The organism is Klebsiella sp. CB_Kp196 (assembly GCF_040061575.1).
Classification (GTDB): Bacteria; Pseudomonadota; Gammaproteobacteria; order Enterobacterales; family Enterobacteriaceae; genus Klebsiella; species Klebsiella michiganensis.
Window position 1 is genome coordinate 1 of the sequence record NZ_JBEAFH010000065.1, and the last position, 21,629, is coordinate 21,629.

General features: G+C 58.6%; 19 protein-coding genes. 6 read left to right on the top strand and 13 right to left on the bottom strand.

The annotated features are described in order from the left end of the window. Positions 1-118 precede the first annotated feature (118 nt). From ABLU87_RS23585 to ABLU87_RS23605, 5 genes are read right to left on the bottom strand one after another with little or no spacing between them, the layout of a single operon-like run. Positions 119-460, bottom strand: coding sequence for a PTS fructose-like transporter subunit IIB (locus tag ABLU87_RS23585; RefSeq protein WP_004849743.1), 342 nt, complete (start codon positions 458-460; stop codon positions 119-121). 15 nt (positions 461-475) lie between these two features. Then, the gene (locus ABLU87_RS23590; protein WP_122117870.1) at positions 476-1,351 is read right to left on the bottom strand and encodes a [formate-C-acetyltransferase]-activating enzyme; all 876 of its coding nucleotides are present in this window, start codon (positions 1,349-1,351) and stop codon (positions 476-478) included. Further along, positions 1,317-3,614: a formate C-acetyltransferase gene (locus ABLU87_RS23595; RefSeq protein WP_122117871.1), complete on the bottom strand. Its 2,298-nt coding sequence runs from the start codon at positions 3,612-3,614 to the stop codon at positions 1,317-1,319. The genes ABLU87_RS23590 and ABLU87_RS23595 overlap by 35 nt, the downstream gene beginning before the upstream one ends. 51 nt (positions 3,615-3,665) lie before the next feature. Next, on the bottom strand, positions 3,666-3,986 hold the full coding sequence (locus ABLU87_RS23600) for a PTS fructose-like transporter subunit IIB (RefSeq protein WP_004100938.1): 321 nt from the start codon (positions 3,984-3,986) through the stop codon (positions 3,666-3,668). 20 nt (positions 3,987-4,006) lie between these two features. Continuing rightward, positions 4,007-5,083, bottom strand: a complete 1,077-nt coding sequence (locus ABLU87_RS23605) for a PTS fructose transporter subunit EIIC (RefSeq protein WP_004131253.1) — start codon at positions 5,081-5,083, stop codon at positions 4,007-4,009. Between the two features lie 309 nt (positions 5,084-5,392). Here ABLU87_RS23605 and ptsP point away from each other — a divergent pair, with 309 nt between their 5' ends. Beyond that, positions 5,393-7,894 carry a phosphoenolpyruvate--protein phosphotransferase gene (ptsP, locus tag ABLU87_RS23610; RefSeq protein WP_196942121.1) on the top strand — a complete coding sequence of 834 codons (2,502 nt, stop codon included), beginning with the start codon at positions 5,393-5,395 and terminating at the stop codon, positions 7,892-7,894. 532 nt (positions 7,895-8,426) lie between these two features. Here the strand turns inward: ptsP and ABLU87_RS23615 are convergent. Continuing rightward, the gene (locus ABLU87_RS23615; RefSeq protein WP_014838053.1) at positions 8,427-9,518 is read right to left on the bottom strand and encodes a tartrate dehydrogenase; all 1,092 of its coding nucleotides are present in this window, start codon (positions 9,516-9,518) and stop codon (positions 8,427-8,429) included. A gap of 82 nt (positions 9,519-9,600) precedes the next feature. On the opposite strand from ABLU87_RS23615, the gene ABLU87_RS23620 reads away from it, so the two are divergent. Beyond that, positions 9,601-10,548, top strand: coding sequence for a LysR substrate-binding domain-containing protein (locus tag ABLU87_RS23620; RefSeq protein ID WP_183129363.1), 948 nt, complete (start codon positions 9,601-9,603; stop codon positions 10,546-10,548). A gap of 29 nt (positions 10,549-10,577) precedes the next feature. Here ABLU87_RS23620 and ABLU87_RS23625 read toward each other — a convergent pair whose 3' ends face one another. The 4 genes from ABLU87_RS23625 to puuD all read right to left on the bottom strand — a co-directional run bounded on the left by ABLU87_RS23625 (position 10,578) and on the right by puuD (position 15,052). Continuing rightward, positions 10,578-11,858, bottom strand: coding sequence for an FAD-binding oxidoreductase (locus ABLU87_RS23625; RefSeq protein ID WP_122117831.1), 1,281 nt, complete (start codon positions 11,856-11,858; stop codon positions 10,578-10,580). Positions 11,859-11,860: 2 nt separating this feature from the next. Further along, the gene (puuC, locus tag ABLU87_RS23630; protein ID WP_122117832.1) at positions 11,861-13,348 is read right to left on the bottom strand and encodes an aldehyde dehydrogenase PuuC; all 1,488 of its coding nucleotides are present in this window, start codon (positions 13,346-13,348) and stop codon (positions 11,861-11,863) included. Between the two features lie 243 nt (positions 13,349-13,591). After that, the gene (gene puuR / locus ABLU87_RS23635; protein ID WP_004849766.1) at positions 13,592-14,149 is read right to left on the bottom strand and encodes an HTH-type transcriptional regulator PuuR; all 558 of its coding nucleotides are present in this window, start codon (positions 14,147-14,149) and stop codon (positions 13,592-13,594) included. Positions 14,150-14,257: 108 nt separating this feature from the next. Then, complete coding sequence (gene puuD / locus ABLU87_RS23640; protein WP_224225524.1) at positions 14,258-15,052, bottom strand: gamma-glutamyl-gamma-aminobutyrate hydrolase; 795 nt, start codon at positions 15,050-15,052, stop codon at positions 14,258-14,260. 224 nt (positions 15,053-15,276) lie between these two features. Between puuD and puuA the strand changes: the two genes are divergently transcribed. Further along, on the top strand, positions 15,277-16,695 hold the full coding sequence (puuA, locus tag ABLU87_RS23645) for a glutamate-putrescine ligase (RefSeq protein WP_004849770.1): 1,419 nt from the start codon (positions 15,277-15,279) through the stop codon (positions 16,693-16,695). Positions 16,696-17,047: 352 nt separating this feature from the next. Continuing rightward, a complete protein-coding gene (locus ABLU87_RS23650; RefSeq protein ID WP_014228791.1) occupies positions 17,048-18,439 on the top strand; it encodes an APC family permease in 1,392 nt (463 codons plus the stop codon). A gap of 121 nt (positions 18,440-18,560) precedes the next feature. On the opposite strand, the gene ABLU87_RS23655 is transcribed toward ABLU87_RS23650, so the two are convergent. Then, positions 18,561-18,683, bottom strand: coding sequence for a small membrane protein (locus ABLU87_RS23655; RefSeq protein ID WP_004849777.1), 123 nt, complete (start codon positions 18,681-18,683; stop codon positions 18,561-18,563). A gap of 271 nt (positions 18,684-18,954) precedes the next feature. Between ABLU87_RS23655 and ABLU87_RS23660 the strand changes: the two genes are divergently transcribed. After that, positions 18,955-19,179, top strand: a complete 225-nt coding sequence (locus ABLU87_RS23660) for a hypothetical protein (RefSeq protein WP_064380751.1) — start codon at positions 18,955-18,957, stop codon at positions 19,177-19,179. Between the two features lie 139 nt (positions 19,180-19,318). Then, entirely contained in the window at positions 19,319-20,566 is a 1,248-nt protein-coding gene (gene agp / locus ABLU87_RS23665; RefSeq protein WP_046876531.1) for a bifunctional glucose-1-phosphatase/inositol phosphatase, read from the top strand. Between the two features lie 139 nt (positions 20,567-20,705). Here the strand turns inward: agp and ABLU87_RS23670 are convergent, their stop codons facing one another. Further along, complete coding sequence (locus ABLU87_RS23670; protein WP_004849783.1) at positions 20,706-20,933, bottom strand: YccJ family protein; 228 nt, start codon at positions 20,931-20,933, stop codon at positions 20,706-20,708. 20 nt (positions 20,934-20,953) lie between these two features. After that, positions 20,954-21,550 carry an NAD(P)H:quinone oxidoreductase gene (wrbA, locus tag ABLU87_RS23675; protein WP_004100968.1) on the bottom strand — a complete coding sequence of 199 codons (597 nt, stop codon included), beginning with the start codon at positions 21,548-21,550 and terminating at the stop codon, positions 20,954-20,956. Positions 21,551-21,629: the final 79 nt, after the last annotated feature.

Here is a 21,629-nt window from a genome sequence, read left to right on the forward strand (position 1 = left end):
GGTGAACCTGTAGCCCCGGTAAGCGCAGCGCGACCGGGGGAAGTCTGAGCGGGCGAAGTGCTATTTTCCCGGGCCGCGGCGCAAGCGCCTTGCCCGGGCGACAAAATCACCGGTGTACTCACGGGATCTCAAGATAAACCACCGGCTTTTTCATAATGCATTTCACCGCGTCGACAATCTGCTGCGGCTGCAGCAGAAAGGTTTTGATGCTGGTCTTAATGGTGCGGATGCCGCTAAAGCGTCCGGCATCGTCAATTTCAATATCCGTCACCAGCAGAACGACATCGGCATGGGCGATATCGTCGGCCATGATTTTGTTCTCAACCCCCAGCGCGCCCTGGGTTTCAATTTTGATATTCCATTTCTCCTGGTGGCCGACTTTTTCCAGCCGCTCGGCAGCCATATAGGTGTGAGCGACGCCGCTGACGCAGGCCGTGACGGCAACGATAGTGAAATCCATAGCATCCTCCTGGCGTTATCCGCCGACGGTCACGCTAAAACCGGCCCGTTCGGCCAGCGTCCTGAATGGCTGAATCTCAGATTCTGCAGGGGCTTTAATCATCGACATCGACCATTTTTTTCCCAGTAAGTGATATTTGGGTTCGCCGTACTGATGGAACGGCAGAAGATGAATTTCCGGCAGCTTAAAGGGGGCCAAAAACGCCAGAATCCGGCGGAAATTCGCTTCATCAAGCGTGAATCCCGGAATCAGCGGCACCCGGGGGATCACGTGAATATGCGCTTCCACCAGACGGGTAAAGTTATCCAGCACCCGCGGCATATTCATCCGCAGCTGCTCGCGGGCCAGCGTTTCATCCATGATTTTCAGATCGAACAGCACTTCATCGCAGGCCTGCGCCAGCGGAAAAAAGCGGCGGTAGGCGGTATCGCCCGCCGTTTCAATCGCCGTTCTGATCCCCCATTCGCGCAGGCGGCGCAGCAGGCGCGCGGCGAATTCGGCCTGCATCAGGACTTCGCCGCCCGACAGGGTCACGCCGCCGCCGGAGGCGCGGAAGAAGACCTCATCCTTCAGCACCTCTTTAAGCAGATTATCGAGGGTGACGTCGCGGCCAATCTGCTGCCACGCGCCGGAAGGGCACTCGACCACGTCCTGCTGGCAGCGGGAGCAGCGCAGGCACTTGCTCTCCCGGCGTACGGTCTGAATTTGCGGCGAGATCGACTCCGGATTGGCGCACCAGGGACAGGTATGCGGGCAGCCTTTAAAAAACACGACGGTGCTGATCCCCTGACCATCATTCAAAGAGTAGCGCTGGATATTAAAAATGCGCGCCTTATCGGCGCGCGTTTCCAGGACCTCACAGCTGATGCGCGGTGCGGCGGATAATGTCATCCTGAATCTCCTGCGACAGCTCGACGAAAAAGGCGCTGTAGCCCGCAACGCGCACCACCAGGCCGGCAAAATCCTGCGGCCGCTGCTGGGCTTCGCGCAGCGTATCGGCGTTGACCACGTTGAACTGAATATGCTGCAGCTTCAGCCTGGTGAATGCCTGCAGGAAGTCGGCCAGCTTATTGAGGCCGCCGTCGCCGGCAAGGGTCGCCGGGGTGAATTTGACGTTCAGCAGCGTACCGTTGGAGAGCAGAAAGTTATCCAGCTTGCTGACCGACTTGAGCACCGCGGTCGGCCCCTGCACGTCCTGGCCGAGCATCGGCGACAGCCCGCCGTCCGCCAGCTGCTCTCCGGCCAGGCGTCCGTCCGGAGTGGCGCCGACTACCGAGCCGAGCGGCACGTGGGCAGAGACGGTATAGGAGCCCGGCGTAAAGCGACCGCCGCGCGGGTTGCGGTACTGCTCTACCTCTTTGCAGTAGAAGCGCAGCAGATCGGCGCTGATGTTGTCCACTTCGTCAATATCGTTGCCGTATTTCTCGAAGCGGTTGATCAGGCGCGCGCGGATTTTTTCCCCTTCCGGCGTCTGGAAGTTGGCTTTCAGCACCGCGATCAGTTCAGCGAAGCTGAGCCGTTTTTGCTCAAACACCATCCCTTTAAGCGCGTGCAGCGAGTCGCTGAGGTTAGCGATGCCGATGCCCTGGACCCCGGAGAAGTTATAGCGCGCGCCGCCTTCGGTGATATCCTGGCCGTGCTGCACGCAGTCCTCAATAAAGGAAGAGAGCAGGGGAACCGGCGCCCAGTCGCGGTGGCCGATATCGCAAATATTGCTGCCTTCGACCATCAGCTTAATGTAATAGCGAATCTTGTCGCGGATCTGGTTGATCAGCCCATCCCAGGTGATGTCAGGGTTGCTTTCGTTTTCCAGCATCACGATTTCCATCACCTTCAGCAGGTTGAACATGGCGATATCGTGCAGGCCGTAGGTGCGCCCCGGGATCGACAGCTCAACGCAGCCAACCACCGAGTAATCCCGCGCGTCATCCAGCGAGACGCCGCGGTTGAGAAACGCCGGGATCACCACTTCATCATTGAAGATTTGCGGAATGCCGGTGCCGAGGCGAATGGTCTCGGCGGTTTTGCGCAGGAAAGGGCGATCGACCAGCTCGTTGACCCGCACGCCGAGGTTCGGCTGCGGCAGGCGAACGTTCTGGTAGGCGTCGAGGGATAAAAACGACAGGATATTGACCGCGCTGCGTCCGGTCTCGGTCAGGCCGCCGAGCAGGGCGGTATAGCCGGTTGGGAAGCCCGCGAAGTAGCGCGCGCTGCTGGTGGAGCGCAGCAGGACAATATCGTTGCACTTCACCCACAGCGACTCCAGCAGCTCCTGAAGAAACTGCGGATCCTGGCCGCGATTCAGCGAAGCCTGATAGTACGGCAGCATGTACTGGTCAAAGCGACCCAGCGAGATGGAGCTGGCGTTGGATTCATACTGCAAAATGATGTTCATATACCAGAAGAGCTGGCAGGCCTGCCAGAAATCTTCCGGGCGGTGCACCGCGTTATGGCGGGAGATGTCCGCGATGGTCTCCAGCTCTTTGCGCCGCTGCCCGTCGCCGCAGACGGCGGCCATGTCATCGGCAAGCGCCGCATAGCGCAGAATATGGCGCTGGGAGGCTTCCAGCAGGATCAGCACCGCCTGATAAAAATTGTTCTGCGGGTGCCGCTGACTCACCGCTTTCATCTCCGCCACCAGCGCGGCGAGGCCGTTTTCCAGCAGGCGAGGGTAGTCGATGATGATATGTCCCTGGCCTTTATCGGTCTGGTTGACGCTAAAAATCTGCGTGCTAACGGCGGCCTTCACTTCATCGGTCATCTGGGCGTTGATGAAATCCTTCATCGAACGATTTTCCCAGTAGGGGAACAGCACTTCGCGGTAGATGCGCTTATCTTCTTCGCTGATGTTGAAGCGGTCCTGCGGACGGGTCGGGAACTGGTCCAGCTCCTTGAGCAGCCAGTAGGGATCCATTTCCGGCGACATGATCCCGGCGCGCGGCTTGATCGTACGGTTGCCGGCAATCAGTTCATCATCACGAATCGAAATCTGCACATGATCGAGGACCCATGCGGTCGCTTTCGCCCGGCGGATCATTACCGGCTCCCCCTCGGTCTGTTTATGGCTGGCGGTGTAGAGCAGCGCTCGCTCGAGGGAGATTTCGCGCGGGTTGGCGAACAGACGATCTTTTAAGCGTTGAGTGCGATTAGTCATGACAAACTCCATGTTATTTTGCGGGGCGCAGGCCGCGCCCCGGGCATTCAGTCAGGCATTCTGCGAAAGGTGGCTGTCGATTTTGTTCATAATGGCTTCGGCGCGCTTCACGGCGTCGCTGATGTTGACGCGCACGATGGTTTTACCGGCAAAACGCTCTTCAAACTTGATGCCGATATCTTTGGTCAGAATCACCATATCGGCGCTGGCGACGTCTTCTGCGGTCAGCTCGTTCTCAATGCCGATGGAGCCCTGGGTCTCGACTTTGACCTGCCAGCCTTTGGCCTTAGCGGCGCTCTCCAGCGATTCGGCGGCCATATAGGTGTGGGCGACGCCAGACGGGCAAGCGGTAACGGCGATAATTTTGGTCATATAATATTCCTTCCCGTGTCTCAGTTAATTTCGAAATCAAGATCCATCTCGTCATCGGCTTTGGCGTCAGACGTTTTCTTTTTCGCCAGGGCCTTAAGCAGGATGACGCAGGCGGCGCTGACGATGGCGCCAACCGCGAGGCCGGCAATAAATCCGCCTTTACCCTCAACGACCGGCAGAACGATAAGCCCGCCCCAGCCGGCATAGCACTGGGCGCCGAGCAGCGCGGCGGTAACGCAGCCGGCGGCGGCGCCGATCATATTGGCCGGGATAACGCGCAGCGGGTCGGCGGCGGCGAAGGGGATCGCGCCTTCGGTCACGCCAACGCAGCCCATCACCAGCGCGGCCTTACCGGTTTCGCGCTCTTCCGCGGAGAAGTATTTACGTCCAATCAGCGTTGCCAGGCCCATGCCCAGCGGCGGCACGGCGATACCGACGGCGGCGATGGCCACCACGCTGTAAACGCCCTGGGAAACGCAAATCAGCATGAAGGCGTAGGCGACCTTATTCACCGGACCGCCCATGTCGAAGGCCAGCATCAGGCCCATGATGATGGCGAGAATCACGATGCTGCCTTCGCGCATGCCCTGCAGCCAGCCGGTCAGGCTGGCGGTGAGCGCGCCAATCGGCTCGCCGAGGCCCCACATCATGATCCCGGCGGTAATAAAGGTGCCGATAATCGGGATAACGAAGATGGGCATCACCGAGCGCAGCACCTTGTGCACCGGGATTTTCTTCAGGTAGTAGACCACCAGCCCGCCAATGATCCCGGCAATCAGCGCGCCGAAGAAACCGGCGCCGAAGCTGTTGCCGACCCAGGCGCCGATGGCGCAGGGAGCCAGCGCCGCGCGGTCGGAGATGGAGTAGCCGATATAGGCCGCCAGAAACGGCACCATAAGCGTCAGGCCGGCCACGCCGATATCAAACAGTTTTTTCAGGTTAGGGTCGGTGGCGGCATCGGGCACCGCGCCCTTGCCGTACAACATGACGGAGACTGCCAGCAAGATCCCACCGGACACGACAAACGGGATCATATGTGAAACCCCGGTCATGAGGTGCTGGCGGGTATTTTTTAATATTTGCACCAGTTCATTCATTGTTATTCTCCTGAGCGCTGCGTGGCCCGTGACTGAGTTGATGCTTCAACCTTAGAAAAAGGGCGGCGCATAAAATAGTAGAGAAAAAGTGCATTTACTGGATATTTGTAAGGCCAGAGGAAAATTGCGATCCACCTCAAATCTTAGCGCTGGTGGGTTTTTGGCGCCGTTAGTCAGGCGATTTGTGACCGCGAGCATAAAAAAGAGTCGGGCATACAATTATCCAGTAATTGCCACTTTTATCGTGTAGTGGCGGGCCGGTTCTTTCTTTACCTTTTGGCTAAATACGCATTATTCAGGAGGAAGGCGATGGCTCTGGTAATTGAATTCATATGTGATTTGCCCAACGGCGTGCATGCGCGTCCGGCAAGCCTGGTAGAAACCCTGTGCAATACTTTTTCGTCTTCGGTCGAATGGTTAAATACCCGCACGGAAGGACGCGGAAACGCGAAAAGCGCGCTGGCGATTATCGGCACCAATACCTTGAAGGGGGACCGCTGCCAGCTGGTCGTCAGCGGCGAAGATGAACAGCAGGCGTTTGACGCGCTGTCGGCATTCATCAGCGAGGAGTTCCCGCACTGCGATGCGCCGCTGCCGACGGCGGAATCCATGGACGTTCAGCCGGTTCCTGAATCCCTCTCGCGCCTCAATCCCACGCTGTTTCACGCCCAGCCGGTCTGCGCCGGCAGCGCGGGCGGCAGGCTCACCCATCTTAAGTCCCTCGACCTGCGCGATTCAGGCGCGCTGCCTGCAGCGGGCGCAATTGAACAGGAACAGGCGGCGCTGGACAAGGGCCTGACCCTGCTGGTGAAAAATATTGAGTTCCGCCTGCTGGATAACGACGGTACCGCCAGCGCGATCCTTGAGGCGCATCGCTCTCTGGCCACCGACGCCTCGCTGCGCCAGCATCTGCTGGGCGGGCTGCTGAGCGGCCTGAGCTGCGCTGAGGCGGTGGTCGCGACCGGCGAACATTTTTGCGCCCAGTTCAGCGCTTCCGGCAATAGTTATTTGCAGGAGCGGGTGCTGGACGTGCGCGATGTCTGCTTCCAGCTTCTGCAGCACATCTACGGTGAGGATCGTTTTCCGGCACCGGGTAAGCTGACGGAAGAGGCCATCTGCCTCGCCGATGAACTCACCCCCAGTCAGTTTCTTGAACTGGATAAAACCCTGCTTAAAGGTCTGCTGTTGCGCAGCGGCGGCACCACTTCACATACGGTGATCCTCGCGCGTTCGTTCAATATTCCCACTCTGGTGGGCGTCGATATGGAGGCGCTGCTGCCGTGGGTCGATCGGCGAGTGCAGATTGACGGTAACGCCGGGCTGGTGGTGGTGAATCCCGATGAAGCGGTGGCGCGCTACTATCAACAGGAGGCCTGGGTGCAGGCGCAGATCCGCCGCCAGCAGCAGGCCTGGCTGGATAAAGCGGGGCGTACGGAAGACGGTATTCGCCTGGAGGTGGCGGCCAACATCGCCCATTCGGTAGAGGCGACGGCGGCCTTCAACAACGGCGCGCAGTCGGTAGGCTTGTTCCGCACCGAAATGCTCTATATGGACAGGTCCAGCGCGCCGTCGGAAAACGAGCTGTATAACCTATTTTGCCAGGCGCTGGAGCCGGCCAACGGGCGCAGCATTATCATCCGCACCATGGATATCGGCGGCGACAAGCCGGTGGCCTACCTCAACATTCCGGCGGAGAACAACCCGTTCCTCGGCTACCGGGCGGTGCGTATTTATGAGGAGTATCAGGCGCTGTTCCGCACTCAGCTGCGGGCGATTCTGCGCGCTTCCGCGCACGGCGCGCTGAAAATCATGATCCCGATGATCTCCTCGATGGAGGAGATTCTGTGGGTGAAAGAGCAGCTGGCGGATGCCAAACAGTCGCTGCGCAGCGAACAGATTCCGTTTGATGAAAAGATCCCGCTGGGCATTATGCTCGAGGTGCCGTCGGTGATGTTTATCATCGACCAGTGCTGCGAAGAGATTGATTTCTTTAGTATCGGCAGCAACGACCTGACCCAGTATCTGCTGGCGGTGGATCGCGATAACGCCAGGGTGACGCGCCACTACAACAGCCTCAATCCGGCCTTTTTACGCGCGCTGGATTACGCGGTTCAGGCGGTGCATCGCCAGGGTAAATGGATCGGCCTGTGCGGCGAGCTGGGGGCCAAAGGTTCCGTGCTGCCGCTGCTGGTGGGGCTGGGGCTGGATGAGCTGAGCATGAGCGCGCCGTCGATCCCGGCGACCAAGGCGCGTCTGGCGCAGCTGGACAGCCGCGCCTGCCGTCAGCTGCTGAATCAGGCGATGCAGTGTCGTACTTCGCTGGAGGTCGAGCACCTGCTGGCCCAGTTCCGTATGACCCAGCAGGATGCGCCGCTGATTACCCCTCAGTGCATTACGCTGAACAGCGACTGGCGCAGTAAAGAGGAGGTGATTAAGGGCATGACCGACAATCTGCTGCTGGCCGGGCGCTGCCGCTATCCGCGTAAGCTGGAAGCGGATCTGTGGGCCCGCGAAGCGGTGTTCTCCACCGGGTTAGGGTTTAGCTTCGCCATTCCGCACAGTAAATCGGAGCATATTGAGCAGTCGACCATCAGCGTCGCCCGTCTGGCGCAGCCGGTGGCGTGGGGCGACGACGAGGCGCAGTTTGTGATTATGCTGACGCTCAATAAGCATTCGGCGGGGGATCAGCATATGCGTATTTTCTCGCGGCTGGCGCGGCGCATTATGCATGCGGAGTTCCGGCAATCGCTGGTGACGGCGCAGAGCAGCGAGGCGATTGCGGCGCTGCTGCAGCGCGAGCTGGAGCTGTAATTCGGTCCGGAGAATCTCCCCGGTGGCGCTGCGCTTACCGGGGCTACGGGTTTCCAGCCGTCTGTGGGGCAGTAGCCCGGGTAAGGCGTTTACGCCGCGACCCGGGATTTCCGGGCCCGGTGCCTGAGGGAGGCAGATTGGGTAGCCCGGACAGGCGCGTAAGCGCCGCCTCCGGGACGATGTTCTTGCAGCTACGATATGCCTCTGAAACAACGTGTTATGCAGCGATGCCCTGGTGCCCGCTGAAATCGGCGAACCGGAGGTCCGAAGACAAGGGCTGGCCGCCAGGGATGGCGGACAGAGGCGAATCGAGACAGCGATGTCGAGTTGAGCCGACCGCAGGCTGAGGTCCGGGAGGTGAGCGCAGTGCGCAGCACCGATTTCTTTGCGGGACCGCGGGGATTGTAAAGGGGGAGACGGTTTTCTCCCCCTTTACCCGTTCACCTACCACGGTGAGACATTTTCTGCGGGATAATAGTGAACGGAACCCTTGCACACTTTCCCGGAGGCGGCGCTTACGCGCCTGTCCGGGCTACTTTTGTTCAACAATCGCCCGACAAATCGCTTCGCCCACCTGCTGGGTGGAGGCGCTGCCTTGCATATCCGGCGTCTTCGGTCCGCTGGCGATGGTCTGCTCAATCGCCGCCAGAATGCCGTCGTGGGCGGCCTGGTAGCGCGCGTCCCCGTTGCCGAGGAAGTCGAGCATCATCGCGCCAGCCCAGATGGTGGCAATCGGGTTGGCGATATTTTTGCCGTAAATATCCGGCGCCGAACCGTGTACCGCTTCAAACAGCGACGGAAAGGTGCGATCCGGATTGAGGTTTGCCGACGGGGCAATGCCGATGGTGCCGGTACAGGCCGGGCCGAGATCGGAGAGGATATCGCCGAACAGATTGGAGCCGACCACCACGTCAAAACGCTCCGGCTGCAGCACGAATCGGGCGCACAGAATATCAATGTGCTGCTTATCCCATTTCACCTCCGGGTAGTGCTGCGCCATCGCTTCGACGCGCTGGTCCCAGAAGGGCATGCTGATGGCCAGACCGTTGGATTTGGTCGCCGAGGTCAGGGTTTTGCGCGGGCGGCTCTGCGCCAGCTCGAAGGCGTAGCGCAGGATCCGGTCAACGCCGCGACGGGTAAATACCGACTCCTGAATCACCACTTCATGTTCAGTCCCCGGATTCACATGGCCGCCGAGGGCGGAATATTCCCCTTCGGTGTTTTCACGCACCACGTAGAAATCGATATCGCCGGGCTGTTTACCCGCCAGCGGGCAGGGGACGCCGGGGAACAGGCGCACCGGACGCAGGTTGACGTACTGGTCGAACTCGCGGCGGAACTTCAGCAGCGAGCCCCACAGGGAAATGTGGTCCGGCACGATATCTGGCCAGCCGACCGCGCCGAAGTAGATCGCATCAAACGTTTGCAGCTGCGCGCGCCAGTCGTCGGGCATCATGGCGCCGTGCTGCGCGTAATAGTCGCAGCTGGCCCATTCAAAGTGCTCGAAGCTTAACGCCAGCCCCCAGCGTTCGGCGGCGGCCTGCAGCACGCGGACGCCTTCCGGCAGCACTTCTTTACCGATGCCATCACCGGGGATGGCGGCAATACGTAAGGTTTTATTCATCGCTATTCTCAGTTTGAGGTAAGGAAAATTGACTTCACTGCTATCCTATAATTGACTGATTCATAATTAATCCCGTTAACTGGTGAAACATAAAACACGAATCATGAATAATCTGCCGCTGCTGAACGATTTACGCGTCTTTATGCTGGTTGCCCGCCGCGCCGGTTTTGCCGCCGCCGCGGAAGAGCTCGGCGTCTCGCCGGCTTTCGTCAGCAAGCGCGTGTCGCTGCTGGAGCAAACGCTCAACGTCCAGCTGCTGCACCGTACCACCCGGCGCGTGGCTATCACCGAAGAGGGCGAGCGCATCTACGAATGGGGACTACGCATTTTGCAGGATGTCGACCAGATGATGGATGAGCTCTCCGATGTGCGGCAGGTGCCGCAGGGGACGCTGCGGATTATCAGCAGCTTTGGCTTTGGCCGGCGGGTAGTCGCGCCGGCGCTCTCCGGGCTGGCCCGTCGCTACCCGCAGCTGGAGATCCGTTTTGACGTCGCCGACCGGCTGGTGGATTTGGCCAATGAAGGGGTCGATCTGGATATTCGCGTCGGCGACGATATCGCGCCCAATCTGATAGCCCGCCAGCTTGCCAGCAATCACCGCATCCTCTGCGCCTCGCCGGCGTTTGTCGCCCGCTATCCCCGACCGAAACAGCTCAGCGATCTCGCCGCGCTGCCCTGTCTGGTGATCAAAGAGCGCGACCGGCCCTTTGGCGTCTGGCAGCTGCGCGATGATAAAGAGGGGGAGCACGCCATCAAGGTGACCGGACCGCTGTCGTCTAACCACGGTGAAATCGTCCATCAGTGGTGCCTGGAGGGGCAGGGGATTGCGCTGCGCTCGTGGTGGGACGTCAGGGAAAATATCGCCAGCGGCAATCTGGTGCAGCTGCTGCCGGAGTACTATCAGCCCGCCAATATCTGGGCGGTATACGTGTCGCGGCTGGCGACCTCGGCCAAAATTCGTACCACCGTGGAGTTTTTGCGCCACTACTTCCAGCAGCGATTTCCGCCGCGCAACGGCGAGAAAAAATAGCCGACGGCCGGCGCCGTCGGCCGAGGGGATTACACGCCGAGCCGATCGCGCAGGCTGTAGTAAGCCGCGCCCATGGCGGTAAACGGAATACGCAGGCTGCGCCCGCCGGGGAAGGGATAGTGCGGCAGCCTGGCGAAGGCGTCGAAACGTTCGGCGTCCCCGCGCAGCAGCTCCGAAATCAGCCGTCCGGCGAGGTGGGTACAGGTGACCCCGTGGCCGCTGTAGCCCTGCATATAATAGATATTGTTATCGAGGCGGCCAAACTGCGGCATTCGCGAGAGGGTCAGCAGGAAGTTGCCGGTCCAGCGGTAGTCGATTTTCACCCCCTGCAGCTGCGGGAAGGTTTTCAGCAGCTTCGGCATAATCAGCCGCTCAACGTCGTCCGGATCCCGTGCGCCGTACACCACGCCGCCGCCGTACAGCAGACGGTTGTCGGCGGTCAGGCGGTAGTAATCCAGCAGATAGTTACAATCTTCTACGCAGTAGTTTTTCGGGATCAGCGAGCGCGCCAGATCCTCAGACAGCGGCGCGGTGGTGACCACCTGGGTGCCGCACGGCATGCTGCGTTTCGCCAGCTCCGGCTCGAGCTTATCGCCGAGATAGGCGTTACCGGCGACGATCACGTAGCGGGCGGTGACCTGTCCGCGTGCGGTGGTCACTACCGCCGGGCTGCTGTGCTGAATGCCGGTGACCGGTGATTGTTCGTAAACCCGGCCGCCGTTGAGCCGAATGGCGTCCGCTTCGCCAATCGCCAGATTGAGCGGATGGATATGACCGCCGCTGTGGTCCAGCAGCGCGCCGGCGTAGCGGTCGCTGTCCACTTCGCGACGAATGGCGCTGGCATCCAGCAGCTCCAGCTGGGTATTGCCGTAGCGCTCCCAGTTCGCTTTCTGCTCTTCCAGGGTCTCCAGCTGTTTATGATTCAGCGCGACAAACAGCCCGCCGGGGCGATAGTCGCAGGCAATCTGATAGCGCTGGATACGTTCACGAATAATGTCGCCGCCTTCAAACATCATGCTGCCGAGCATTTTCGCGGCATCCGGGCCGTAGGTTTTTTCGATAACGTCGATATCGCGGCTATAGGAGTTGACTAGCTGGCCGCCGTTGCGTCCGCTGGCGCCGAAGCCGATGCGCGCGCCTTCCAGCAGCACCACATCGTAGCCCATTTCGGCCAGATGCAGCGCCGAAGAGAGGCCGGTATAGCCGCCGCCGACGACGCAGACGTCGCAGCCGATCGATTCGTCCAGCGTCGGGAACGGCTTATAGCGGTTGGCGCTGGCGGCGTAATAGCTGGTGGTATGTTCGCTCATGATTAAGACTCCAGGGCAATCCAGATAGTTTTCAGTTCAGTGAATTTTTCCAGCGCGTGCAGGGACTTATCGCGTCCGTTGCCGCTCTGCTTATAGCCGCCGAAGGGCACGGTCATATCGCCATCGTTGTAGTTGTTCACAAAGACGGAGCCGGCTTTCAGACGGCGGCTGACGCGGTGAGCGCGGGAGAGATCGCGGGTCCAGACCGCCGCGCCGAGGCCGTAGCGGCTGTCGTTGGCCAGCGCCAGCGCCTGCTCTTCGGTTTTAAAGCGGGTCACCACCAGCACCGGGCCGAAGATCTCCTCCTGGCTGAGGGCGGAGGCGGGGTCGACGTCGACGAAGATGGTCGGGCCGACCGCCGCGGGCCACGGATTTTTACGTCCATCCAGCAGCAGCGTGCTGTGCGCTTCGCCGGCGCGAATAAAGCTGTGGACGCTATCGGCGTGGCTGTTGTCGATCAGCATGCCCATGGTGGTATTCGGGTCGAGCGGATTGCCAGGCTGCCAGCCCTTTGCCTGCTCTTTTAGCAGGTCGAGAAAGCGGCCGGCGATGCTCTCCTCAAGCAGCAGACGGGTACCGGCGATACAGACCTGGCCCTGATTGTAGAAAATACCGCCGGCGGTGGCGTTAACCGCTTTTTGCAGGTCCGGGCAGTCGGCAAAGACGATATTGGCGCTTTTACCGCCCGCCTCCAGCCAGACGCGCTTCATATTGCTGTCGCCCGCGTCTTTCAGCAGCTGTTTACCGGTGCGGGTGGAGCCGGTAAAGGTGATGACTTCAACGTCATGATGCTGCGCCAGCGCCTGACCGGCCTCATGGCCGAAACCGCTCACCACGTTGAATACGCCGTCCGGCAGCCCGGCCTGTTTCGCCAGGCCCGCCAGGCGCAGAGCGGTAAGCGGGGATTTTTCCGACGGCTTAAGCACCACGCTGTTGCCGGACGCCAGCGCCGGGCCAAGCTTCCAGCAGGCCAGCAGCAGCGGAAAATTCCACGGCACCACCGCCGCAATCACGCCAATCGGTTCGCGGACGATCATGGCCAGTTCGTTGCCGCCGGTGGGGGCGACTTCGCCGTACACTTTATCGATGGCTTCGGCGTACCAGCGGATTGCGCGGGCGGCGCCAGGGACATCGTCGCGCAGGCTGTGGCGAATCGGTTTACCGGTGTCGAGGGTTTCCAGCAGCGCCAGCTCTTCGCGATGGGCTTCCATCAGGTCGGCGAATTTATGCAGCACCGCTTTGCGCTGGGCAGGGGAGGCCTGCGACCAGTCGCCGCGATCGAAGACGCCGCGGGCGGCCTGGACCGCGCGATCGACGTCGGCCTTTTTGCCGCGCGCGACCTCGGCGAGCGTCTGCTGGGCGGTAGGGTCGACGGTGGCGAACACGCTATTATCGGCGGCGGCGCTGTATTCGCCGTTAATAAATAGCCGCGTTTCAATCGCGATATTTTTTGCTTTTTCTTGCCAGTAAGCCAGGTTGTGAAAATCCATCATGACTCCTTAATGACATAATTGGAAAAATAAAAAAGTGGTGATTTCAGACCCTCAGGGCGCAGGGCGTCCCCGGGGTTGAGTACCGTTTAAATTGCCCATTAACAGGCGTGAATTATCCGGGGCCAGCGGAATAAGTCTTTCCGCATTGCGCAAGGTGAACTGCGTTATCTTCGCGCCGCCGGAGTTAGCCTCCGGCGGCGCAGGCCTGAAGAAAGCCTGAGAAAACCTCAGGCTAAAAAATCAGAATGTGGTGGGGGTATGGGCGCTGATAATTCGGCAGATACCCGCCGAGGTGTTGCTGAAGCTATGCGGTATGCCGGTGTTAATGGCATAGCTTTGCCCAGCCACCAGATGATACGCCTGACCGTTGATGGTCAGCACGACTTCACCTTCCAGTATGGTGCCTATCTCCTCACCCTGATGCTTGATCCTCTCCCCGGTTGTGGTTCCAGGCTGGTACGTTTCAAAAATCATCGCCAGCGTGCGGTTCGGATTGCCATTATGAACCAGCTTCATCGACACCCCCTGACTGCCGATTTCAATCAGATCGTCCTGATTGATAACCACCTGCGGTTCAGCCGGTTTTTCTGGTTCAGAAAAGAATTCCGAGAGCGACAGCCCGTAGACTTTCAGCAGCTTTTGCAGCGTACTGATCGCAGGACTGACTTTGTCCTGCTCTATGGTGCTGATGGCACTATGTGTTAACCCAGACAGTTCGGCGGCACGACGCTGTGAGAGACCCAGCTGTTGGCGGATCTCTGACAGACGTTTCCCTGGCGCCAGTCCGTCATCGCTCATATTTGCATTTCCTTAACGGTAGTGGTCAGAGTCGCTGTTTTTCAGCAACATATACCCGTCATACTTCAAGTTGCTTGTGCGTTGGCTTTGCTCGCTCACCCCAGTCACTTACTCCAGTAAGCTCCTGGGGATTCCCTCACTTGCCGCCTTCCTGCAACTCGAATTATTTTGGCTATAGCTCTGACAGGCGGTGATAAAACCTTCAAACAACATTCGCGACAGGGCGTATTCGCTACTGTTCCATTCAGGATGCCACTGCACGCCGAGGGCGAAAGGGTGGTCGTTAACGCTGACCGCTTCCACCAGCCCGTCCGGAGAACGCGCCTCCACGCGCAGCCGTGGACCCGTCGTTTTTGCTCCCTGCCCGTGTAACGAGTTTACCCAAAACGTGTTGCAGCCCGGTATTAACTGAGAAAGTAATCCTCCTTGCTGAACCTGAACTTCATGCGAGGGCGCATATTGCTGCTCGACGGGAAGTTCGGGGTCTTCGCGGTGTTCAAGAAGCTCAGGCTGCTCGAACAGACGACGATACAGAGTCCCGCCGGTGGCGACAACCAGTTCCTGTAGTCCACGGCAGATGGCGAAAATGGGGATGCGCCTTTCGAGCGCGGCGTCGATCAGCGCCATGCTCAGAAGATCACGCCCGGGATCGGCGTCAGGCTCATCGCCGTTTTCACCATAGAGGTGCGGCTGTACGTTGCTCGGGCTGCCGGGCAGATAAATGCCGTCCAGTTTCGGCAGTAGCGCAGAAAGCAGTTCCGGCTCGGCCAGCGCGTGCGGCAGGGCAATCGGCACGCCGCCGGCGTTCACAATCGCGTTCAGGTACTTCTCTTGCAGAGTCTGGGTCTGGTGACCCTTAAGCCTGTTTCGACACATCACCACGCCAATAACTGGCTTGTACATTATATTTTCCATGATCGCCCTCACAAAGTGGACTAAATTATGACCGGATTAGCGGGTAAAACGGCCATTTCGTTCAATATTTTCTCAATCTAGCAGTGGATATAGCCCTTTGCAAACTTAATTTAACATTTGACAAACAATTTGTTTGCATACACATTCGAAGAGTGGACATTATATTTAACAGTGCCATTCAGGGTCCGAAACTAAAACAACGGCGGTGAATCATGGAAACCAATATCGTAGAAGTTGAGAATTTTGTTCAGCAGTCGGAAGAGAGACGGGTCAGCGCATTCACCTGGGAAGTGAAGCGCTACCTCGAGCGTTACCCCAATACGCAATACGTTGATGTGCTGCTAACCGACCTGAACGGCTGCTTTCGCGGTAAGCGGATCCCGGTGTCCAGCCTGAGCAAGCTGGAGAAGGGGTGCTATTTCCCGGCTTCGGTGTTTGCGATGGATATTCTCGGCAACGTGGTGGAAGAGGCGGGGCTCGGCCAGGAGATGGGCGAACCAGACCGCACCTGCGTGCCGGTGCTGGGAACCTTAACCCCGTCGGCGGCGGACCCGGAATACATTGGTCAGGTTCTGCTGACCATGGTTGATGAAGATGGCGCTCCCTTTGACGTTGAGCCGCGGAACGTGCTGAACCGGCTCTGGCAGCAGCTGCGCCAGCGCGGGCTGTTCCCCGTGGTAGCGGTAGAGCTGGAGTTCTATTTACTTGACCGCAAGCGCGACGCGGAAGGTTACCTGCAGCCACCGTGCGCGCCGGGAACCGGCGATCGCAATACCCAAAGCCAGGTTTACTCCGTCGACAACCTCAACCACTTTGCCGACGTGCTTAACGAAATCGACGAGATCGCCCAGCTCCAGCTGATCCCCGCCGACGGCGCGGTGGCGGAAGCCTCTCCCGGCCAGTTTGAAATCAACCTCCACCATACCGATAACGTGCTCGACGCCTGCGATGATGCGCTGGCGTTAAAACGTCTCGTGCGTTTGATGGCGGAGAAGCATAAGATGCACGCCACTTTTATGGCGAAACCCTATGAAGAGCACGCCGGTAGCGGGATGCATATCCATATCAGTATGCAGAACAACAAAGGCGAGAACGTGCTGGCGGACGCGGACGGCGAAGATTCCGCGATGTTAAAACGCGCGCTCGCCGGGATGATTGACCTGATGCCGGCGTCGATGGCGCTGCTGGCGCCAAACGTGAACTCGTATCGTCGTTTCCAGCCGGGAATGTACGTGCCGACCCAGGCGTCGTGGGGGCACAACAACCGGACGGTGGCGCTGCGCATTCCGTGCGGCGATCGGCACAATCACCGCGTCGAGTATCGCGTGGCCGGGGCGGACGCCAACCCTTATCTGGTGATGGCGGCGATTTTTGCCGGCATCCTCCACGGTCTGGATAATCCGCTGCCGTTACAGGAAGAGGTGGAGGGCAACGGCCTCGAGCAGGAGGGGCTGCCGTTCCCGATTCGCCAGAGCGATGCGCTGTGGGAGTTTATGCAAAACGATCATCTGCGCGAGCGGCTTGGCGAACGCTTCTGCCACGTTTATCACGCCTGTAAAAATGACGAATTACTGCAGTTTGAGCGTCTGATCACAGAAACTGAAATCGAGTGGATGTTGAAAAACGCCTGATTTTCGCCCCGCGAGGGGCGCTTTAGCATTATCACGAGTAGCATCATGCGGCCTGAGCGGAGCCTGGTCGGACGTTTTTGCTGGGAGCCCAGCCATTCCCGGATGTCGCGTTAAGGAGCGCAGGCGGCAACGGGGCTTCAGTTAACGACACAGTGTGTAACGAGGTAGGAAATGATGCAGATGTTTAAATATCCGCAGGGAGAAGGGGGCCGTCATGGCCGCATGGAATGCGTCGCCACCGCCGCTCGTCGGTTCTTTTTACCTTTTGATTTGCCATTAACCCCGTTGCGAAGCAGGTTGGTTTCCCGGTCTCTACGACCGCAAACCCAGGTGTGCAGCGGGGGAAATGGCTATGTCTATTAATCCCTCTCTCGATAACGCCTCCGGGGCGGAAAAACCGCGCCTGCGCAAGTCTCTCAAGCTGTGGCAGGTGGTGATGATGGGCCTCGCCTATCTGACGCCGATGACGGTTTTCGATACTTTCGGCATCGTCTCCGGCATCAGCAACGGCCACGTCCCGGCGTCCTATCTGCTGGCGCTGGCCGGGGTGCTGTTTACCGCCATCAGCTACGGCAAGCTGGTGCGCCAGTTTCCGCAGGCGGGTTCGGCCTATACCTATGCGCAGAAGTCGATCAGCCCGCACGTCGGTTTTATGGTGGGCTGGTCATCGCTGCTGGATTATCTATTCCTGCCGATGATCAACGTGCTGCTGGCGAAGATTTATCTTTCCGCGCTGTTTCCGGACGTGCCGCCCTGGGTGTGGGTGGTGACGTTTGTGGCTATTCTCACCGCGGCGAACCTGAAAAGCGTCAACCTGGTGGCGAACTTCAACACCCTGTTCGTGCTGGTGCAGATCTCGATCATGGTGGTCTTTATCGTGCTGGTGGTGCAGGGGTTGCATAAAGGGGAAGGGGTGGGCACCGTCTGGTCGCTCCAGCCGTTTATTAGCCAGAATGCGCACCTGATTCCGATCATTACCGGGGCGACGATAGTCTGCTTTTCGTTCCTCGGTTTCGATGCGGTGACCACGCTTTCCGAAGAGACGCCGGACGCCGCGCGGGTGATCCCGAAGGCCATCTTCCTTACTGCGGTCTACGGTGGGGTGATTTTTATCGCCGCCTCGTTTTTTATGCAGCTCTTTTTTCCCGATATTAGCCGTTTTAAAGACCCGGACGCGGCGCTGCCGGAGATCGCCCTCTACGTTGGCGGCAAGTTGTTCCAGTCGATTTTCCTGTGCACGACGTTTGTGAATACCCTGGCCTCAGGCCTGGCTTCGCACGCCAGCGTGTCACGGCTGCTGTACGTCATGGGCCGCGATAACGTTTTCCCGGAGCGCATTTTCGGCTACGTCCATCCGAAATGGCGTACCCCGGCGCTGAACGTGATCATGGTGGGGATTGTCGCGCTGTCGGCGCTGTTCTTTGACCTGGTCACCGCCACGGCGCTGATTAACTTTGGCGCGCTGGTGGCGTTTACCTTCGTTAACCTGTCGGTATTTAACCACTTCTGGCGGCGTAAAGGTTTTAATAAAACCTGGAAAGATCGCTTTCACTATCTGCTTCTGCCGATGGTGGGCGCGCTAACGGTGGGCGTACTGTGGATTAACCTGGAGGCGACCTCGCTGACGCTGGGTCTGATATGGGCGGGCCTCGGGCTGCTGTATCTGACGTATCTGACCCGCCGCTTCCGCAAGCCGCCGCCGCAGTTTGACGGCGCCAAAGCGGAACAGGCCTGGGAATCGTAACGATTTTTTACGCAGACACAAAGGCAGGCGATTGAGCCTGCCTTCTTTTTTGTCATTCTCGTTTGAAATCAGGCGCTCGGGAGAGATAGCAGGGGCAGAAGGTAAGAATAGTGAGGACGTATTATTTCTTTTTCTTATGAGTTGGCAGCTGTGCAGAGCGCCGATCCTTCACATAGGAGACCAGGCTGAAGATGGCTACTCCCAGCAAAACCACCGCGACGATAAAGAGCAGGATACCTGACATAGATTAACCTAATGTTATGTTTAACATGAAGAAAAAATACCGTGATATCGAGATAATAGCATCGGGATATTTCTTAAAGATGACCCGATGAATCAGACGAGAATAGACTGCCAGCAATACACTGAAATTATTATTTACATGAATAAATGTGAAGAGTAAAGCAAAGGTGTGGTGAAAAAATGAACGGGTTACACTCGTTTAAGCGAATTTACAGACGAGAGCCCCACAGGCTGCTACCCTTGGCCCGCTTAAATAGGGTTGAGAGTAATAAATGTTTAACAAGCATATCATCGGTCTTATTGGGCCGTTGTTGATTCTGACTTCATTCCATAGCCTGGCTGACGCCGGGCAGCCGTCAATTCGTGAACGTATTGTCGAGCAGGTGTTAAAACCCTGCGAAGGAAAAAAAGCCGGCGATAAAGTGCTGATCGTCGACCATCGCGGCGGCAAGCATGCAGCTATCTGCACGCTGGCGGCGGTACCGCTACCGGAGTAACGCCCTCCCTCTGATTTCAGCCCCCCTTCGTTCTGGCGGAAAACGTATTTCTTTCCGCACTTTGCGAGCCATTGCCCGGAAAAATGTCATAAATTTGTCACAATTAAGGCGATGATAATCACTGACTGAGGATTAAGGGATGAGAAAAAGTCTACTCGCTGCCGCCGTGACCGGCGTTATTTTACTCTCCGCCGGCGTCCAGGCGCAGGAACAGGCGGCACCGGAGGGGTACCAGCTTCAGCAGGTGCTGATCATGAGCCGCCATAACCTGCGCGCGCCGCTGGCGAACAACGGCAGCGTGCTGGAGCAATCAACGCCGAAGTCCTGGCCTGAGTGGGATGTCCCCGGCGGCCAGCTGACCACCAAGGGCGGGGTGCTGGAAGTGTATATGGGGCACTATATGCGCGAATGGCTGGCGCAGCAGGGGCTGGTGACCAGCGGCGAATGCCCGCCGGAGAACGCGGTCTACGCCTATGCCAATAGCCTGCAGCGCACCGTCGCCACCGCGCAGTTCTTTATCACCGGCGCGTTTCCCGGCTGCGGCGTGACCGTGCACCATCAGGAAAAAATGGGCACCATGGACCCGACGTTTAATCCGGTGATCACTGACGATTCCGCCGCGTTTAGCGAAAAGGCGGTGCAGGCAATGGAGAAAGAGCGGCAGGGGATGCAGCTGAGCGAAAGCTATAAGCTGCTGGAGGAGATGACCGACTACCGTAACTCCCCGTCCTGCAAAGAGAAGCAGCAGTGCTCGCTGAGCGACGCGAAAGATACCTTTAGCGCCAAATATCAGCAGGAGCCGGGCGTTTCCGGGCCGCTTAAAGTCGGCAACTCGCTGGTTGACGCCTTTACGCTGCAATATTACGAAGGTTTCCCGAAAGACCAGGTGGCGTGGGGCGAAATCAAAACCGATAAGCAGTGGCAGGTGCTGTCGAAGCTGAAAAACGGCTATCAGGATAGCCTGTTTACTTCCCCTGAAGTGGCGCGCAACGTGGCTAAGCCGCTGGTGAAATATATTGATAACGCGCTGGTGGGCGATGCGGCGAAGGCGGCGAAAGTCACGCTGCTGGTGGGGCACGATTCCAATATCGCCTCGCTGCTGACGGCGCTGGATTTTAAACCTTATCAGCTGCACAACCAGTACGAACGTACGCCCATCGGCGGCAAGCTGGTGTTCCAGCGCTGGCATGATAAGAGCGGAAATCGCGATTTGATGAAGATTGAGTACGTGTATCAAAGTACCGAACAGCTGCGCAATGCCGACGCGCTGACCCTGCAATCGCCGCCGCAGCGGGTGACGCTGGCGCTGAACGGTTGTCCGGTCGATGACAACGGCTTCTGCCCGATGGACACCTTTAAAAAGGCGATGGCCGAGGCCACGAAGTAGCAGAGTATAAAAAACCCGGAGCAATCCGGGTCTTGCTGCCGATGTTTAGCCTGGTCTTGTAGCCCGAACAGGCGCAACGCCCCGCCTCCGGGAAGCTCATGCAATAACTCCCGGAGGCGGTACTGCGTACCTGTCCCGGCTACACGTTCTTGCGTTCGATAGTTTGTTCGCCCCAGAACAGGGAGTCTTTGTCGGTTTTGGCGAAGGCGAGGGGCAGGACTTCATCGCTGCCTTCTTCCCAGATTTTCTCCGCCAGCTTTTCATCGTAATTGGCTAATTCAAAAATCGCCTCGGCAATTTCGGGAGACGTATTGCGCAGACTGGCCCATTCACCCACGCGGTGGGCCTTTGCTTCTTGATTCGGCATGCTTGTCCTCCTGCTGAAGATTAACCGTGTAATTTCACTGCCAGACCCGCAACGTGTTGCCCCTGATAGCGGGCAATGGCTAATTCTTCTTCACTTGGCTGGCGTGAGCCGTCGCCGCCGGCAATAGTGGTGGCGCCGTAAGGCGTGCCGCCGCGAACCTGCGAAACATCAAACAGCTCCTGGGCGCCGTAGCCAATCGGTACAATAATCATCCCGTGGTGGGCAAGCGTGGTCCAGGTTGAGGTGATAGTTTGCTCCTGACCGCCGCCGGTACCGGTTGAGCTGAATACGCTGGCCAGTTTGCCGTACAGCGCTCCGGACGCCCACAGGCCGCCGGTCTGATCGAGAAAGGTACGCATCTGTCCGGACATATTGCCGAAACGGGTTGGGGTACCAAAGATGATGGCGTCGTACTCAGCCAGCTCCTGCGGCGTGGCGACGGGCGCGTTTTGCGTTTTCCCGCCTGCTTTGGCAAAAACCTCTGCCTGCATGGTTTCCGGCACGCGCTTCACGACCACTTCAACGCCATCTACCTTGTTTGCTCCTTCGGCGACGGCATGCGCCATGGTCTCAATGTGTCCGTACATGGAATAATAAAGCACCAGAATCTTAGCCATTTGCATCACTCCTCGGTTGCGTTATGAGCCAGCCAGTCGACTGGCTACCTTTAAAGATAAGACCTCTGGCGAAGAGTGC

Bases quoted from the DNA above. Each gene is read 5' to 3' on its own strand.
- ABLU87_RS23585 (WP_004849743.1), bottom strand. From the start codon at position 460: ATGGATTTCACTATCGTTGCCGTCACGGCCTGCGTCAGCGGCGTCGCT.
- ABLU87_RS23590 (WP_122117870.1), bottom strand. From the start codon at position 1,351: ATGACATTATCCGCCGCACCGCGCATCAGCTGTGAGGTCCTGGAAACG.
- ABLU87_RS23595 (WP_122117871.1), bottom strand. From the start codon at position 3,614: ATGACTAATCGCACTCAACGCTTAAAAGATCGTCTGTTCGCCAACCCG.
- ABLU87_RS23600 (WP_004100938.1), bottom strand. From the start codon at position 3,986: ATGACCAAAATTATCGCCGTTACCGCTTGCCCGTCTGGCGTCGCCCAC.
- ABLU87_RS23605 (WP_004131253.1), bottom strand. From the start codon at position 5,083: ATGAATGAACTGGTGCAAATATTAAAAAATACCCGCCAGCACCTCATG.
- ptsP (WP_196942121.1), top strand. From the start codon at position 5,393: ATGGCTCTGGTAATTGAATTCATATGTGATTTGCCCAACGGCGTGCAT.
- ABLU87_RS23615 (WP_014838053.1), bottom strand. From the start codon at position 9,518: ATGAATAAAACCTTACGTATTGCCGCCATCCCCGGTGATGGCATCGGT.
- ABLU87_RS23625 (WP_122117831.1), bottom strand. From the start codon at position 11,858: ATGAGCGAACATACCACCAGCTATTACGCCGCCAGCGCCAACCGCTAT.
- puuC (WP_122117832.1), bottom strand. From the start codon at position 13,348: ATGGATTTTCACAACCTGGCTTACTGGCAAGAAAAAGCAAAAAATATC.
- puuR (WP_004849766.1), bottom strand. From the start codon at position 14,149: ATGAGCGATGACGGACTGGCGCCAGGGAAACGTCTGTCAGAGATCCGC.
- puuD (WP_224225524.1), bottom strand. From the start codon at position 15,052: ATGTACAAGCCAGTTATTGGCGTGGTGATGTGTCGAAACAGGCTTAAG.
- puuA (WP_004849770.1), top strand. From the start codon at position 15,277: ATGGAAACCAATATCGTAGAAGTTGAGAATTTTGTTCAGCAGTCGGAA.
- ABLU87_RS23650 (WP_014228791.1), top strand. From the start codon at position 17,048: ATGTCTATTAATCCCTCTCTCGATAACGCCTCCGGGGCGGAAAAACCG.
- ABLU87_RS23655 (WP_004849777.1), bottom strand. From the start codon at position 18,683: ATGTCAGGTATCCTGCTCTTTATCGTCGCGGTGGTTTTGCTGGGAGTA.
- ABLU87_RS23660 (WP_064380751.1), top strand. From the start codon at position 18,955: ATGTTTAACAAGCATATCATCGGTCTTATTGGGCCGTTGTTGATTCTG.
- agp (WP_046876531.1), top strand. From the start codon at position 19,319: ATGAGAAAAAGTCTACTCGCTGCCGCCGTGACCGGCGTTATTTTACTC.
- ABLU87_RS23670 (WP_004849783.1), bottom strand. From the start codon at position 20,933: ATGCCGAATCAAGAAGCAAAGGCCCACCGCGTGGGTGAATGGGCCAGT.
- wrbA (WP_004100968.1), bottom strand. From the start codon at position 21,550: ATGGCTAAGATTCTGGTGCTTTATTATTCCATGTACGGACACATTGAG.